The 14,982-nt window shown below is 62.0% G+C and carries 17 protein-coding genes; 12 read left to right on the top strand and 5 right to left on the bottom strand.

Annotation, left to right across the window (positions count from 1 at the left end):
* Nucleotides 1–231: 231 nt before the first annotated feature.
* Nucleotides 232–642 (top strand): 8-oxo-dGTP diphosphatase MutT, encoded by a 411-nt coding sequence (gene mutT, locus VNX23_RS21285; RefSeq protein WP_325633264.1) that lies wholly within the window; start codon nt 232–234, stop codon nt 640–642.
* Between the two features lie 14 nt (nt 643–656).
* Here the strand turns inward: mutT and VNX23_RS21280 are convergent, their stop codons facing one another.
* Entirely contained in the window at nt 657–1,505 is an 849-nt protein-coding gene (locus VNX23_RS21280; RefSeq protein ID WP_325633263.1) for a methyltransferase domain-containing protein, read from the bottom strand.
* Nucleotides 1,506–1,613: 108 nt separating this feature from the next.
* Here VNX23_RS21280 and VNX23_RS21275 point away from each other — a divergent pair, with 108 nt between their 5' ends.
* Together VNX23_RS21275 and VNX23_RS21270 are read left to right on the top strand one after the other, a co-directional pair.
* Nucleotides 1,614–1,814, top strand: a complete 201-nt coding sequence (locus VNX23_RS21275) for a hypothetical protein (protein ID WP_325633261.1) — start codon at nt 1,614–1,616, stop codon at nt 1,812–1,814.
* 85 nt (nt 1,815–1,899) lie between these two features.
* Nucleotides 1,900–2,370 carry a GcrA family cell cycle regulator gene (locus VNX23_RS21270; RefSeq protein ID WP_325633259.1) on the top strand — a complete coding sequence of 157 codons (471 nt, stop codon included), beginning with the start codon at nt 1,900–1,902 and terminating at the stop codon, nt 2,368–2,370.
* A gap of 205 nt (nt 2,371–2,575) precedes the next feature.
* Here the strand turns inward: VNX23_RS21270 and VNX23_RS21265 are convergent, their stop codons facing one another.
* Complete coding sequence (locus tag VNX23_RS21265) at nt 2,576–2,830, bottom strand: hypothetical protein (protein WP_325633257.1); 255 nt, start codon at nt 2,828–2,830, stop codon at nt 2,576–2,578.
* Between the two features lie 150 nt (nt 2,831–2,980).
* Here VNX23_RS21265 and VNX23_RS21260 point away from each other — a divergent pair, with 150 nt between their 5' ends.
* The 5 genes from VNX23_RS21260 to VNX23_RS21240 all read left to right on the top strand — a co-directional run bounded on the left by VNX23_RS21260 (nt 2,981) and on the right by VNX23_RS21240 (nt 6,163).
* Nucleotides 2,981–3,790 carry a ComF family protein gene (locus VNX23_RS21260; protein WP_325633255.1) on the top strand — a complete coding sequence of 270 codons (810 nt, stop codon included), beginning with the start codon at nt 2,981–2,983 and terminating at the stop codon, nt 3,788–3,790.
* Between the two features lie 27 nt (nt 3,791–3,817).
* Nucleotides 3,818–4,096 (top strand): glutaredoxin 3, encoded by a 279-nt coding sequence (grxC, locus tag VNX23_RS21255; protein WP_325633253.1) that lies wholly within the window; start codon nt 3,818–3,820, stop codon nt 4,094–4,096.
* Complete coding sequence (locus VNX23_RS21250) at nt 4,093–4,968, top strand: carbon-nitrogen hydrolase family protein (protein ID WP_325633251.1); 876 nt, start codon at nt 4,093–4,095, stop codon at nt 4,966–4,968. Before grxC ends, VNX23_RS21250 begins: the two co-directional genes overlap by 4 nt.
* Nucleotides 4,969–5,131: 163 nt before the next feature.
* Nucleotides 5,132–5,605, top strand: coding sequence for a DUF1178 family protein (locus tag VNX23_RS21245; RefSeq protein ID WP_325633250.1), 474 nt, complete (start codon nt 5,132–5,134; stop codon nt 5,603–5,605).
* Nucleotides 5,606–5,722: 117 nt separating this feature from the next.
* Complete coding sequence (locus VNX23_RS21240; RefSeq protein WP_325633249.1) at nt 5,723–6,163, top strand: EamA family transporter; 441 nt, start codon at nt 5,723–5,725, stop codon at nt 6,161–6,163.
* On the opposite strand, the gene VNX23_RS21235 is transcribed toward VNX23_RS21240, so the two are convergent.
* From VNX23_RS21235 to VNX23_RS21225, 3 genes are all read right to left on the bottom strand, one after another.
* Nucleotides 6,160–7,059, bottom strand: a complete 900-nt coding sequence (locus tag VNX23_RS21235) for a DMT family transporter (protein WP_325633247.1) — start codon at nt 7,057–7,059, stop codon at nt 6,160–6,162. The two genes, VNX23_RS21240 and VNX23_RS21235, sit on opposite strands and share 4 nt — an antisense overlap.
* A 124-nt stretch (nt 7,060–7,183) precedes the next feature.
* Entirely contained in the window at nt 7,184–7,954 is a 771-nt protein-coding gene (gene ubiG / locus VNX23_RS21230) for a bifunctional 2-polyprenyl-6-hydroxyphenol methylase/3-demethylubiquinol 3-O-methyltransferase UbiG (RefSeq protein ID WP_325633246.1), read from the bottom strand.
* Nucleotides 7,955–7,969: 15 nt separating this feature from the next.
* Nucleotides 7,970–8,437, bottom strand: coding sequence for a PH domain-containing protein (locus tag VNX23_RS21225; protein WP_325633244.1), 468 nt, complete (start codon nt 8,435–8,437; stop codon nt 7,970–7,972).
* A 339-nt stretch (nt 8,438–8,776) separates the two neighbouring features.
* Here VNX23_RS21225 and VNX23_RS21220 point away from each other — a divergent pair, with 339 nt between their 5' ends.
* The 4 genes from VNX23_RS21220 to prmC all read left to right on the top strand — a co-directional run bounded on the left by VNX23_RS21220 (nt 8,777) and on the right by prmC (nt 14,812).
* The gene (locus VNX23_RS21220) at nt 8,777–10,030 is read left to right on the top strand and encodes an aspartate kinase (RefSeq protein ID WP_325633242.1); all 1,254 of its coding nucleotides are present in this window, start codon (nt 8,777–8,779) and stop codon (nt 10,028–10,030) included.
* 419 nt (nt 10,031–10,449) lie between these two features.
* The gene (gene ptsP, locus VNX23_RS21215) at nt 10,450–12,717 is read left to right on the top strand and encodes a phosphoenolpyruvate--protein phosphotransferase (protein ID WP_325633240.1); all 2,268 of its coding nucleotides are present in this window, start codon (nt 10,450–10,452) and stop codon (nt 12,715–12,717) included.
* A gap of 122 nt (nt 12,718–12,839) precedes the next feature.
* A complete protein-coding gene (gene prfA, locus VNX23_RS21210; protein WP_325633238.1) occupies nt 12,840–13,925 on the top strand; it encodes a peptide chain release factor 1 in 1,086 nt (361 codons plus the stop codon).
* Complete coding sequence (gene prmC, locus VNX23_RS21205) at nt 13,922–14,812, top strand: peptide chain release factor N(5)-glutamine methyltransferase (RefSeq protein ID WP_325633236.1); 891 nt, start codon at nt 13,922–13,924, stop codon at nt 14,810–14,812. The genes prfA and prmC overlap by 4 nt, the downstream gene beginning before the upstream one ends.
* Nucleotides 14,813–14,982 lie beyond the last annotated feature (170 nt).

Genomic DNA, 14,982 nt, shown 5'->3' with positions numbered 1-14,982 from the left:
TTTGCCTGCGGCCCTCGGCACTCCCTCGCCCCCGAACGTATCGTTGATACTTGGCGAGGTCACGTACCAATATACGCCCAACCTTGGCTTTACGATCAGCGGGACCGTCCCGATCAGCGACAGCTATTACCTGTTTCCGCGAGTTTCCTCCTCCGTGCAGAATCCGTGCAGCTGAAACATCGCCGGCCGAGGCGGTAGAAGCGCAGGGCGATTGCGGCTAATGACGGCCGTATGACTGAAATCAAACTTACGCTCGTGGTCGCCTGCGCGCTGATTGATGCCGACAAGCGCGTGCTGATCGCACAGCGGCCGAAAGGCAAGGCGATGGCGGGCCTATGGGAATTTCCCGGCGGCAAGGTCGAGCGCGGCGAGCGGCCGGAGACCACGCTGATCCGCGAACTGCGTGAGGAAATCGGCATCACGGTCAGCGAGGCCTGCCTTGCGCCGCTCACTTTTGCGAGCCACGCTTATCACGACTTTCACCTCTTGATGCCGCTCTATATTTGCCGGCGCTGGGAGGGCGACGTGATCGCGCGCGAAGGCCAGAAGCTCGCTTGGGTTCGCGCCAACAAATTGCGCGACCACAAGATGCCGCCGGCGGATCTTCCGCTGATCCCGCATCTGATCGATTTGCTGCTGTGAGAGGCCAAATTGGTTCAGGTTTCACGCCGCTTCACCGCCTCCGCCAAACTGGCCTTCGCCGAGCCCGGCCTGAGCGGCTTCTGCTGGCTTTCATGCGGCGCCCAGGCCGACAGCCAGACCACATCGAAAGTGGCACGGATGCGCCCGTCGGCGTCGGCAAAGCGCTCGGCGTAGATTTGCGCCATCCGCAGCATCGTCGAACGGCGCGTGGGATTCCGCCGCCGCTCGATCAGGACGTTGGTTGCCCCCATGCGACGCAAGTCCGCCATCAACGCGAACGCACTGTCATAACGCACGACGATCCGATCGACGTCGGTGACCGGCAACGCAAGGCCAGCGCGCTGCAACAGCGCGCCGAGATCGCGCAGATCGGCAAAAGGCGAAACGCGCGGCGACACGCCGCCCTCGAGTTCGGTTTCCGCCGCGGCGAAGGCTTGCCGCAGCTCGGTCAGCGTATCGCCGCCGATCGTCGCCGCCAGCAACAGCCCGTCGGGCCTCAAGGCGCGCCGAACCTGCGCCAGCACGCCCGGAAGATCGTTGACGAATTGAAGGGCGAGTGCCGAGACGATCAGGTCGAGCGATTCGGGGGCGAAGGGAAGCCTTTCCGTCTGCGAGGCCTGCACGCCGATGCGGGTCACGGACCGGAATCTTTCGCGTAGCAGGTTCGAGACGGCCTCGCCGGGCGTCCAGAGGTCGGCAGCATCAGAAAACGCGCGCAGCACCGCATCGAGCCGCTCCGCCATGTCCTGCGCGACGCGATCGAGCAGGAAGCTTGCCGGTCCCAACCCTATGGCGCGGCATTGCCGCGCACCGAGCAGCGGGCGGTCGAAAAGAATCGGGGTGGCGGGAGGGTTCGGGGCCATGCCGGTTGGTACGCCGGTCGCCCAAGGCTGACAATCTGCCCCTTTTTCGACCTAAATAGAGTCTAAAAAGATACTTTTCAGTACACCCGTTAAGGGCTAGCTTTTTGCATGGCCACAGAAAAAGCCGAAACCGACCGCGTTCCCATCACGTTGGCGCTCTCGACCATCGCCTATCTCGAAAAGTTGGTCAGACAGGGCACCCACGGCACCAGCGTACCCGGTGTTGCCAGGACCTTGATCGAGGAAGGCATTCGGCTCGCCATCAAGGACGGGCTTTTGTCCATTCGCGACAATGGCAAGACGCCCTGAGGCGTCTTCGGGAGCGGGGCGGTTCGGCGATTGAAAGGCCCATCGGGAGCCGGAGTGATGGCTCATAGCTTTGGGGGACCTTCATATGCGCGAACCCACCTGGACGCCCGAACGCGTCGAACTCCTGAAAGGCCACTTTGCCGCCGGCCTGTCCTGCAGCGAAATCGCCAATGAAATCGGGGTGAGCCGCAATGCCGTGATCGGCAAACTCAGCCGTCTCAACCTGACGCGCGAAAAGAAGGTCAAGAGACGCCACCCCGGGCCAAGGGAAGACGCACACGGAAAGCGCGCGCGATCGGTGCCACGGATGCAATATCAAATGCTGCGGAATTTGTACGCCGATGCGCCGCCCGCAGCCGAGGAGATCATAGAAAGCGAACACCGCTGCTCATTGCTTGAATTGAGCAAGGAAAAATGCCGCTGGCCGATCAGCACGCCGGGGGCGGCGGATTTTTCGTTTTGCGGCAACATGCCGCTTGAGGGCATGCCCTATTGCGCGGGTCACACGCGGCTCGCCTATCGGCCGGCGTCTACCCAACGTTTCGCGCGAGGTTGAGGTACTCATACGCCGTCTCCGTTCGGGAAGTCCGGCCTCTCGATCATGGACGCAGGGGCCAGACCATCTGCAAGACGACCATCCTGGATCATGATGCGATCAAATGGAATCGCATCATGATTCCATCTCTTTGTTTGAGCATGATCTTTTCGGAAAACCGGTTTCCACTTTGCGCTGACGCGGCCCTTCGGGTCCGGATCATGCTCTAAATCGATAGCACGGACCAACGTACCAATACGTGGGTAGCCTGCCAGAACCAGGTCTCTCCGTCATGGGCCGCCTGCAGGCTGAAAAAACGCTTGTTCCAATAGGGATCGTGGATGAAGCGAATGTTTTCAATCTTGAAATTGCTTTGCTGCTTTTTCCATTCCTTCGCCCAGGCCAAATGTGCTTCGTCGAGTTGCTGACGCAGTTTGGAAACTTCAACTGAATACGGATAGGGAAACAGAATCCTGAGCATCGCGATCCAGCTTCCGGGTCAGCCAATACAGATTGCGACATCCGCGCATTGCAACCACAACACAACGATCATATGGTATTGTCGGACTCTGTCTGCAATGCAGCCGATTGCCCACGATTGGGCCGACATGCACGACGTTAGCCTTCGATCATGGACGCCGAGGCTTCTTCATCACGTTCGCTGTCCACTCCCTTCCGACGCGCGCTGACGGCGTGCCGCGGGGCGTGGTCGCACGCGGCAAAGCTGGCGCTCGACATTGCCCTGCCGACACTCTGCGTGTCTTGCCGCGAGCCGGTCGACGGTGAAGGCGTTTGCGCCGAATGCTGGGCCAGATTGTCGTTCATCGCCCCACCCTATTGCCCCCGGCTCGGCATTCCCTTTGTTTACGATCCCGGGCCTGACATGCTTTCGATGGAAGCGATCGCCAATCCGCCGGCCTATGCGCGGGCTCGCGCCGCGGTACGCTACGACGACGTGGCGCGGACGTTGGTACATGCGCTGAAATACCAGGACCGGACTGATCTTGCGCCGGCGATGGGCCGATGGATGGCGCGGGCCGGGAGCGAACTTCTCCATGATGCCGACGTACTGATCCCTGTGCCGCTGCACTGGCGACGCGCGTGGCGTCGCCGCTACAATCAATCCGGCGCGTTGGCGCGCGTCATCGAGCGGCAAACTGGAGTAAAGCTCGCAGGCGAAGCGCTCCAGCGAATCCGTCCGACCCAGCAGCAGATCGGCCTGTCGCGGCCACAGCGGGCGAGCAACGTGCAGGGTGCCTTCAAGGTCGCAGCCGCCGGCCAGGCCCTGATCGCCGGCCGCCGGGTTGTCCTGATCGACGACGTGCTGACCTCGGGCGCCACCGTGGACGCCTGTGCGCGAGCCCTTTTGCGCGCCAAGGCTGCTGCGGTGGATGTGCTGGTGTTTGCCCGGGTTGTGGACGGCCACAAAGCTCCCATATAATCGGCGACCCGATAAGAGACGCGCGAAATGACCACCGCAGCTGTTGAAATCTATACCCGCCCGGGCTGCGGCTATTGCAGCGCTGCCAAATCGCTCCTGACACGCAAGAAAGCCGCATTCACCGAGCTTGACCTAGCCAAGGACCCGACGCTCCGTCAGAAAATGTGGGACCGCGTCGGCGTGGGCGCGACCTTTCCGCAGATATTCATCGGCGAAACCCATGTCGGCGGTTGCGACGAACTCTATGCGCTGGACCGCGCGGGCCAACTTGACGCGCTGTTGGGCAGCGAAAAGGCCAATTCATGAGTGCCGACCGCAGTTTTACCGCCGCCATGGTGCAAATGCGCACCGGACTTCTGCCTGGGCCGAGTCTCGAACAGGGGATGGGCCTGATCCGGCAGGCGGCTGCGCAGGGCGCCGAATATGTGCTCACCCCCGAGGTGAGCAACATGATGCAGCTTAACCGAAAGGCATTGTTCGAGCATCTGGCGAGCGAACAGGACGATCTTTCCCTCAAGGCCTATCGCGCGCTCGCAGCCGAACTGAAAATCCATCTTCATATCGGCTCACTCGCGCTGCGCGCCTCGCCCGAACGCGCCGTCAATCGCTCGTTCCTGATCGGGCCGGACGGTCTGGTGATTGCGAGCTACGACAAGATTCACATGTTCGACATCGAACTCCCCGGCGGCGAGACCTATCGTGAATCCGCCAATTACCAGCCCGGCGAGACTGCCGTGCTCGCAGATCTGCCGTGGGGCCGTCTTGGGCTCACGATCTGCTACGACGTTCGCTTTCCGGCACTCTACCGCGCGCTCGCCGAAGCCGGCGCTTCGTTCCTCACGGTGCCTTCGGCTTTCACAAGAAAGACCGGGGAAGCGCATTGGCACACGCTACTGCGCGCCCGCGCCATCGAAAACGGCTGCTTCGTTTTCGCTGCGGCCCAGGGCGGGCTGCACGAGAACAAGCGCGAGACCTACGGTCATTCGCTCATTATCGCTCCCTGGGGCGAGATACTGGCCGACGGCGGCACCGAGCCCGGCGTGTTCATGGCCAGGATCGATCCATCGCTGGTGGACAGCGCGCGGAAAGCCGTGCCCTCGCTGCAGCATGGCCGACGCTTCAGCGTTGCCGACCCCAAATCCGGGCCCGAGTATTTGCACGTGGTGCGGTCGATTTGACATTCGCTTCAGTGGTGCCGCACATGATTATAGCGAATGTCAGATCTGAAACCGCACCAGAAAGTCATATTTTCTGGTGTTGCTTTGGCTCTGACATTCGTAAAAGGGCTCGCAGCAACGCGATACGAATGTCAGAAGCAGGAACACCAGTGCGGGGATCAGCATGATTCACTACCACCTGCGCTGCGAGCGGGGTCACGCGTTCGAAAGCTGGTTCCAGAGCTCTTCCGCCTACGAAGACCAGGAAAAACGCAAGCTGGTCAACTGTCCGGTTTGCGGCTCGACGGAAGTGGAACGCGCCATCATGGCCCCGCAGATTGTTAGCGGAAGCGGCCGCGAAACCGCGGTGCCAGCGCCCACGGCACCGGCGGAACCGTCACCATCCACACCATCCACGCAATTGATGATGGCCCAGGAGCACGAGCTGCGCGCCAAGCTCAAGGAGTTGCGCGATCATATCGTCAAGAACGCCGACAATGTCGGCGACAGGTTTCCCACTGAAGCCCGCAAGATGCATTACGGCGACATCGAGCATCGCCCGATCTACGGCGAGGCCTCGCCAGAGGAGGCCCGCAACCTTATCGACGAAGGCGTCGAAGTCACCCCGCTGCCGGTACTTCCGGACGACAGGAATTGACGCTCAGCGGAACGACGCCACTCGTCGAGAGCGACGTCGGGATTCTCTCATGTGCAAATGCACATCAGAGTTCGCTCGTTTCGCTCGCATTTCCGGAATGACGGCAGAGGATATCTGATGAGCCCGGACACATTCCAATCCTGGCAGTTCTGGGCGGTGCTCTCGGCGGTGTTCGCCGCGCTCACCGCGATATTCGCGAAAGTCGGCGTCGCCGATATCAATTCCGACCTCGCCACATTCATACGCACCGTGGTCGTGTTGATCAGCTTCGCGCTGATATTATTCGCAACTGGCCAATTCGCCAATCCCGGACCGATCTCCGCAAAAAGCTGGATTTTTCTGGTGCTGTCCGGGCTCGGCACCGGCGCTTCCTGGCTATGTTATTTCCGTGCGCTAAAACTCGGGCCCGCCACGCTGGTGGCGCCAATCGACAAATTGAGCGTCGTTTTGGTGGCGTTCTTTGGCGTGGTCTTTCTCGGGGAGCGGCCCTCGCTCAACGGCTGGATCGGAATCATCCTGATCGCCGCGGGCGCCGTGCTCATCGCGGTCAAACGTTAAACCGCGATCAACAGCGCCACTCCGATCACGATCAATACGATTCCGAGAAGTTCGCGCGCCGACAGCGGCTGTTTGAGCGAGTAATGAGCGACGCCCTGTGCGAACAGCACTTCCACCAGTGCCAGCGTGCGCACATTGGCGGCCGCGGTGAGTGCGAACGCCAGGAACCAGAATTGCGAGGCGAAGGCGCCCATGAAGCCTGCGAGCAGCGAAGGCTTCCACATTCCGAAGATTGCCTTCAGCACGCCGGGCGCACGCGCCAAGAGATAGACAGTCAGGACAAGCGTCTGCACCAACAATCCGAACACCAGCGTATAGGTCGCAGCCGTCACGAACGATACGCCGCCTATGGTGATGATCGCGCCGCGAAACCCGATCGCCGAAAGCGCAAACGTTGCCGCCGAAACTAAGCCCAGCAGTGTCGGCCTCAAGTCCGCGAAACCTTTGGCGCCACCGGGGCGCAATGCGGTGATGACGACGCCGGCGGTTGCGATCAGGATCGCAATCACTTTCAGCCCGGTGAGATGATCGCCGAGAAATACGAAGCCGAAGATCGCGGTCTGGAGCGCTTCGGTCTTGAGATAGGCGACCGTCACCACGAAGGAGCGCTCCTTCATCGCCAGCAGCATCAGTCCGGTCGCGACGATCTGACAGAGCGCCCCGAGCAAAAGCCATGGCCAGAACGCTGGCGTGGGCCACGGTAGTCTGTCCCCGGTTGCAATCAGCACGACCGCAAAGAACAGAACCGAGAACGGAAAGCCGAACAGGAAGCGGATGTTGGTGGCGCCCCAGGCCCCGAGGGGACCGGTCAATTGCTGCTGCATCGCGTTGCGCGCGACCTGCGCCAGTGCCGCAGTGATGGTGAAGGGTATCCAGAGTGAGGCGATGCTAAACATTTAGGGAATGAGTCGGCCGCCGGGAAAGTACGGCGACCGTGAAGGCTGCAACCGCGCGGGTCAACCCTCGCATCCTCATGGCCGCATTGCGATCCACCCCGCGCTTGGGTAGCGACAAACAGCGCTAGATCCCCTCCGCCACCACCATGTAATTGACATCCATATCGGAGGACAGGCTCCAGCGATCGGCAAGCGGACTGTAGACGACGCCGGTCTGCTCGGTGATCGCCAATCTGTTGTTATGCAGATGGTGCGCGAGTTCGTCGGGGGTGACGAACTTTTCCCATTGATGGGTGCCGCGCGGCAACCAGCGCAGAACGTACTCCGCGCCGACGATCGCGAGCGCGAAGCTCTTCCAGTTGCGGTTCAGCGTCGAAATCACCATCAGTCCGCCGGGCTTGAGCATTGCCGCGCAGCGCTGCAGGAACATGCCGACATCGGTGACATGCTCGACCACTTCCATCGCGAGCACGAGGTCGAAGCGCTCGCGCACGTCCATCTCCTCGACCGTGGTGCAACGATAATCAATCGACAAATGACCCTTGTCCGCGTGCAGCCTGGCCGCCGCAATATTGCTGGCGGAGGGGTCGATGCCGATCACCTGGGCGCCGAGCCGCGTGAACGGTTCGCACAACAATCCGGCGCCGCAGCCGATATCGAGGATGCGCAGGTCTGAGAGACAGTTCAGGCTTTTGACGTTGCGGTCGAACTTGCGGCAGGCGGCGTCGCGGATATAGGTCAGCCGCAGCGGATTGATCTTGTGCAGCGGCGCCATCTTGCCCTTGGGGTCCCACCACTGCTCCGACAGCTTTGAGAACTTCGCGACCTCGGCGGGATCGACCGTAGATGCGGTTGCTCTCGAAGAATCCACCGGGAAATTCCGTTGCATAGCCATGGATGCGCGCCGCTCCTATCGCGCCGTGATGAAGTTGCGAAACGCCAGTGGCGACGCAATGGTCGCGATCGTTTCCTTGCCCTCGCCGACGCCGAGGATGGTCACGTCGCCATAATTGAGAAGACGGCCCAGGATGCTCTGGTTGACGTCGACGCTTTCGACCTTATCAAGACTCATCTCGAAAGTGCGACGCTTGATGAAGCCGGCCTTGTGGACAACGCGCAGATTGGTGACGTCGGTTTCGGTAGTCCAGCGATGGAACCAGGCCGTCACCGTCCAATACAGGGCGGCCAGCGCCACCACGGCGGAGGTCGACAGGCACAAAAGGATGAGGCCTTCGGTGGTCGTGAACCGCGACAATACCAGGAGCACCAGGGCGAGGACCCAGGCCGCGATCGCGCGCCAGTAGAAAATCCAGTGCAGATTGGTCGAATACAGCACCTTCTCGCCGGGCTGCAGGATTTCGTCGATATAACGCCCCATGAATCGGCCTCAACTCCCAAAACGCGCGGCTTTTTACTTGGTTTCGGGGCCGGCGGGAACCCGGTTGCTTGCCCGAAACCGCGCCGCTATGTATACGCGCCTTTTGGATCGCCCGCTTCCCGTTTTGCGTGCGGGTCCCATCTCTAATCCTTGCAGGGGAATGCATTAGTGCGGCGAACTTGAAGTTCCTATCGGTATCGCGGCAAGTTCGTTATAGGAACTTCAAATTCCAAGCCGCTACTCAAATCAACAAATTGCTGGAGCTCCTTTGATTCCGAAGTTCGCATCAGAGGTTGCCGCGATAATTTGCGAACTTCGGAATCGGAGCTCTGGTTCGTCATGGGCCGCCTCGTGATGAAATTCGGCGGCACATCCGTCGCCAACATCGAACGCATCGGCAATGTTGCGCGCCACGTCAAGCGTGAGGTCGACGCCGGCCACGACGTCGCCGTAATCGTTTCCGCGATGGCGGGAAAGACCAACGAGCTCGTGGAATGGTGTCGCGAAGCCTCGGCCATGCATGACGCCCGCGAATATGACGCCGTGGTCGCCTCCGGCGAACAGGTCACTGCCGGGCTGCTCGCCATCGCGTTGCAGACGATGGGCATTCAGGCGCGCTCCTGGCAGGGCTGGCAGATCCCGATCAAGACCAGCGACGCGCACGCCTCGGCGCGGATTCTCGAGATCGACGGCACCGAATTGGTCCATCGCTTCAAGGATCGCAATGAAGTCGCCGTCATCACCGGTTTCCAGGGCATCAATCCACAGACCAACAGGATCACCACGCTCGGGCGCGGCGGCTCCGACACTTCGGCCGTGGCGATTGCGGCTGCGATTCACGCCGACCGCTGCGACATCTACACCGATGTCGATGGCGTCTACACGACCGACCCCCGGGTTGTTCCGAAGGCACGTCGGCTCGACAAGATCGCGTTCGAGGACATGCTGGAGCTCGCTTCCCAGGGCGCCAAGGTGTTGCAGGTCCGCTCGGTGGAACTCGGCATGGTGCACAACATGCCAATTTTCGTCCGTTCCAGCTTCGACAAGCCCGAAGATATCGACCCGCGCGGCACGCCCCCGGGCACGCTGATCTGCAGCGAGGAGGAAATCATGGAAAGCCACGTCGTCACCGGCATCGCCTTTTCCAAGGACGAGGCGCAGATCTCAGTACGCCAGATCGAGGACAAGCCCGGTGTTGCCGCGGCGATCTTCGGCCCGCTTGCGGACGCCAACATCAACGTCGACATGATCGTGCAGAACGTGTCCGAGGACGGCAAGACCACCGATCTGACCTTCACGGTGCCCGCTTCCGACTACACCCGCGCACGTGACACCATCACCTCGGCGAAGGCCAAGATCGGCTATGCCCGGCTCGACAGCGCCACCGACGTTGCCAAGGTCTCGGTGATCGGCAGCGGCATGCGCAGCCACGCCGGCGTCGCGGCCAAGGCGTTTGCCGCGCTTGCGGCTCGCAATATCAACATCCGCGCCATAACCACCTCTGAAATCAAATTTTCAGTGCTGATCGACACCGCTTATACTGAACTGGCGGTGCGCACGCTGCACACGCTGTATGGGCTCGATCAGGTCTAGTGCGCTGGATTTGACGTACGTCTCCCTGTCGGCGGCTTCGGTATCGCCGCGAGTCCTGCTGGCGAATTTCGAATCCAGAACCGCGTTGGACGGGTTTGCTGGTATCGCTTTGGTTCTGACAATCGTAAATGCCTCGCTGCAACGCCATACGAAGGTCAGGGCGTCCTTAGCTACTGCAACAAACTGACCTGACGCATCCGTGTGCGGTTGGCAGGCGTTTTGCTTGGCAAAGCAAGGCTCAATTCGCTATACGGCCTAAACGGTGGCTGCCGCGCCATGTGCCGCCGTTCTGGGTGATGCGGATTTGGCCGGTATCGCGGGCTTGCGGCGTCGCCGAACGAATAAAATTGTAGTTTTTTGAGTTTCATGCAGGGGCCGGCAAAAAGGTTTGCCGGCTTCGCAGAGGAGGACCTTAGGCTATGCGAAGCGCGTCGGGAGGCCCCCGCGTCCTGTTGAGACGGCTTCGCGAAACCATGGCGGAGCAGGTCAGCGCCCAGGAGCGACTAGACAAGATCGTGGTGCTGATTGCCGCCAACATGGTGGCGGAGGTCTGCTCCGTCTATGTGCTGCGCGTCGACAACACGCTGGAACTCTATGCCACTGAAGGTCTCAACCGCGCCGCGGTGCACAGAACCGTGCTGAGCGCGCATGAGGGCCTCGTTGGCCTGGTGGCGAGCGAGGGAACCCCGCTCAACCTCAACGATGCGCAGAGCCATCCGGCATTCTCGTTCCGCCCCGAGACCGGCGAAGAAATCTATCACTCGTTCCTCGGCGTTCCGATCCTTCGTGCCGGCAATACGCTCGGCGTGCTGGTGGTGCAGAACCGCGCCAAGCGCACCTATGTCGAGGAAGAAGTCGAGGCGCTGCAGACCACCGCGATGGTTCTGGCGGAAATGATCGCCTCGGGCGAGTTGTCCGCGCTCGCCCAGCCCGGCGCCGAGCCTGCCGCGCGGCATTCGCTGCACAAGACCGGCGCGATCCTGTCCGACGGCATTGCGCTCGGCCATGTCGTGCTGCATGAGCCGCGCGTGGTCATCACCAACTATATCGCCGAAGACCTGCCGAAGGAGATCCGGCGGCTCGATGCAGCATTGACCAAGTTGCGAGCCGACCTCGACCGGATGCTGGAGCGCGGCGACGTCGCCGAGGGCGGAGAGCACCGCGACGTTCTGGAAGCTTACCGGATGTTCGCCAATGACCACGGCTGGTCGCACCGGCTGCACGAGGCGGTCGCCACCGGCCTCACCGCGGAGGCCGCCGTCGAGCGTGTGCAGTCCGATACCCGCGCGCGCATGCTGCGCTCCACCGACCCCTATTTGCGCGATCGCCTGCACGACCTCGAAGACCTCGGCCATCGATTGATGCGGCAAGTGGTCGGCCAGGATCATGCGCCCTCGCGGGAGCAGTTGCCGGACAACGCCATCCTGATCGCCCGCGCGATGGGTCCTGCGGCCCTGCTCGACTACGATCGCAAGCGCCTGCGCGGGCTGGTGCTCGAGGAAGGCACGGCCAATTCCCACGTCTCGATCGTGGCGCGCGCGCTCGGCATCCCGGCGGTCGGCGAGGTGCCCAACGCGCCGGGCATTGCCGATCCCGGCGACGCCATCATCGTCGACGGCACCTCGGGCTCGATATATGTCAGGCCTTCGGCGGAGATCGAGCAGGCCTATGCCGAGCGGGTGCGGTTTCGCGCCCGGCGGCAGGCGCAATATTCGGCCCTGCGCGACAGGCCCTGCGTCACCAGGGATGGCCAGCCCGTCGAACTGATGATCAATGCGGGCCTGACCATCGATCTGCCGCATATCGACGACACCGGCAGCGCCGGCATCGGCCTGTTCCGCACCGAACTGCAATTCATGGTCGGCCAGAGTCTGCCGCGGACCAGCGACCAGCTCGCGCTCTATCGCACGGTGCTGGACGCGGCAGGCGCGAAGCCCGTGATATTCCGCACACTCGACATCGGCGGCGACAAGGCGCTGCCTTACATGGAAACTGTGATCGAGGAAAACCCGGCGCTCGGCTGGCGCGCGATCCGGCTCGGCCTCGACCGGCCCGGCCTGCTGCGCGGCCAGGTCCGCGCGCTGCTGAGGGCCGGCGGCGGACGCGCGCTGCGCATCATGTTTCCCATGGTTACCGAGGTCGCCGAATTCGATGCCGGCAAGGCGATCGTCGAGCGCGAACTGACTTATCTGCGTCAGCACGGCCATCCGTTGCCCGAACGCATCGACGTCGGCACCATGGTGGAAGTGCCAGCGCTGCTCTATCAGCTCGACGAACTGCTGAAGAGAGTCGATTTCATTTCGGTGGGATCGAACGACCTGTTCCAGTTCCTTTTCGCGGTCGATCGGGGCAATGCCAAGGTTTCCGATCGATTCGACACGCTTTCCGCGCCGATCCTGCGGGTCTTGCGCGAGATCGTGCAGAAGGCGAATGCGGCAAAGAAATCAGCCTCGCTGTGCGGCGAGATGGCGTCGAAGCCGATCGGCGCACTGGCGCTCATTGCGCTCGGTTACCGCTCGCTGTCGCTGTCTGCGACCGGGCACGGTCCGGTCAAGGCGATGGTGCTGGACCTCGATGCCAGAAAGGCCGCAGCCATGATGAAGCCGCTGCTCGAGGCGCCCACCGGGAGCGTCTCGATCCGGCAGAAACTGACCGAATTCGCCGAGGCCGAGGGGCTGTCGTTGTAGCGGACCGTCTGGCCACCGCTGAAAGCTTGTTCAGGCTTTAAGGCGTATTCTTTCTTGAAATCGTATCCACAGAAAAATGCGTAACCACATTTGCCGAGAGCGCGTGTATTCGAGACCAAGCCATGTCGATGCTCCCCGAAGCCAAACTAGACATTCTGCTCGCGCACCACGCTTCCCTTGAGGCCCAGTTGCTGGGCCAGGTGAACTCCGAGGAATATGTACGGATTACCCGGGAGCTCGCCGAGCTTAATCCGCTGATCGAGGCCGTAAAGGCCTACCGCAGCGCCAATGCGGAGATTGCCGGCATCGTTGCGTTGATCGCCGATCCTGCCATCGAGCCTGAAATGCGCGCCATGGCGCAAGCCGAGCGGGAGACGCTTGAAGCCCGCAGCATCGATCTGGCGCAAAAGATCCGCCTGGCGCTGTTGCCCAAGGATGCGATGGACGATCGCAACGTCGTGCTGGAGATCCGTGCCGGCACCGGCGGCGACGAGGCTGCGCTTTTTGCCGGCGACCTGTTCCGGATGTATGAGCGCTTCGCCGCCCTTCAGGGCTGGAAGGTCGAAGTCATTTCGGCAAGCGAAGGCACCGTCGGCGGGTTCAAGGAGATCATCGCCGAAGTGCGCGGGCGCGGGGCGTTCGCCAAGCTGAAATTCGAATCGGGCGTGCACCGGGTGCAGCGTGTGCCGGACACCGAAACACAGGGCCGCATCCACACTTCGGCAGCGACGGTAGCGGTGCTGCCCGAGGTCGAGGATGTCGATGTCGACATCAAGCAGGACGATTTGCGAATCGAGACCATGCGCGCACAGGGCGCCGGCGGCCAGCACGTCAACAAGACCGAATCCGCCATTCGCATCACGCACATTCCGACCGGCATAGTCGTGATGATGCAGGACAGCCGCTCGCAACACAAGAATCGGGCGTCGGCGATGAACATCCTGCGCTCGCGCATCTATGACGCCGAGCGGCGGCGCATCGAGGCGGCGCGCTCGGCCGACCGGCGGGAGAAGGTCGGTTCGGGCGACAGATCCGAGCGAATCCGCACTTATAATTTTCCGCAAGGGCGCGTCACCGATCACCGCATCAACCTGACGCTCTACAAGCTGCCACAGGTGATCTCCGGCGAGGCGCTCGGGGAGTTGATCGATGCGCTGACGACCGAGCACCAGGCGGCGCAACTCGCCGCCCAGGGCGCCGCGGCGTGAAAAGTCGGGAAACCTTCGCGAGCCAAACCGTCGAGGCGACGCGACGGAAGCTGGCCGTGACATTCAAGGCGCACCAGATCGATTCGGCCGAACTTGATGCCCGCATCCTGGTCGGCGCCGTGCTTGGTCTCGATCTCACCTCCCTGATCGCGCAGGCACGCCGGTCTCTCACGACGGATGAATCGAGGCGGCTTGAGGTGTTCGCGGAGCGGCGCGCTGCGGGCGAGCCGGTTGCGCGCATTCTCGGCTTCAAGGAATTCTGGGGCCTGCCATTGCAGCTCTCGGCCGAGACGCTGGTGCCGAGACCCGACACCGAAACCGTCGTTGAGTTGGCGCTGGAAATGCGGCGAGGCCAGCGCCCGCATGATCGGCGGATGCGCATCGCCGATCTTGGCACCGGCTCGGGCGCGATTTTACTGGCGCTGTTGTCCGAAATGCCCGAGGCGGAGGGCGTCGGCACCGACATCAGCCTCGCGGCGCTGCGAACCGCAAAAGCCAATGCCGCGCGCCTTGGCTTCGCGGAGCGTGCGGTCTTCATCGCCTGCAACTACACGGCGGCACTGTCGGGACCGTTCGACCTGATGGTGTCGAACCCTCCCTATATCCGCTCGGCCGACATCCCCGGTCTCGAAAGCGAAGTTCGCAACTTTGACCCGCTTGCCGCGTTGAACGGGGGTGCCGATGGACTTGATGCCTATCGCGCCATCATTCCAGCGGCCGCGGGACTGCTTGGGCCCGCGGGCGCACTGATCGTTGAAGCCGGACTTGGCCAAAGCGGCCAGATTCAAGGGTTGATGACGGCGTCAGGGTTAACGCTGGAGAGGAATCCAAAGGCCGATCTGGCTGGCGTTCCGCGGGCGGTGGCGGGGCGAAAAGCGCCCCGATAAAGCCCGATTAAAACGCAAAAAAACCACTTGGAATATTGCCCGGGAGCGACTACGTTCGCCTTACGACATCGGTCCAGGGTTGCTGGCCCCGTAAGCAATACGGTGGAGGCCAGAGTTCTCAAAGCGAGAGCCCGCTCCTGGTGAAAGGTTCCAAAACGCAGGTCTTTTTG

Origin of the sequence: Bradyrhizobium sp., assembly GCF_035570375.1 — a bacterium.
Classification (GTDB): Bacteria; Pseudomonadota; Alphaproteobacteria; order Rhizobiales; family Xanthobacteraceae; genus Bradyrhizobium.
Note: the sequence above shows the minus strand (reverse complement) of the source record. Positions and strands in the feature narration are given on the sequence as shown.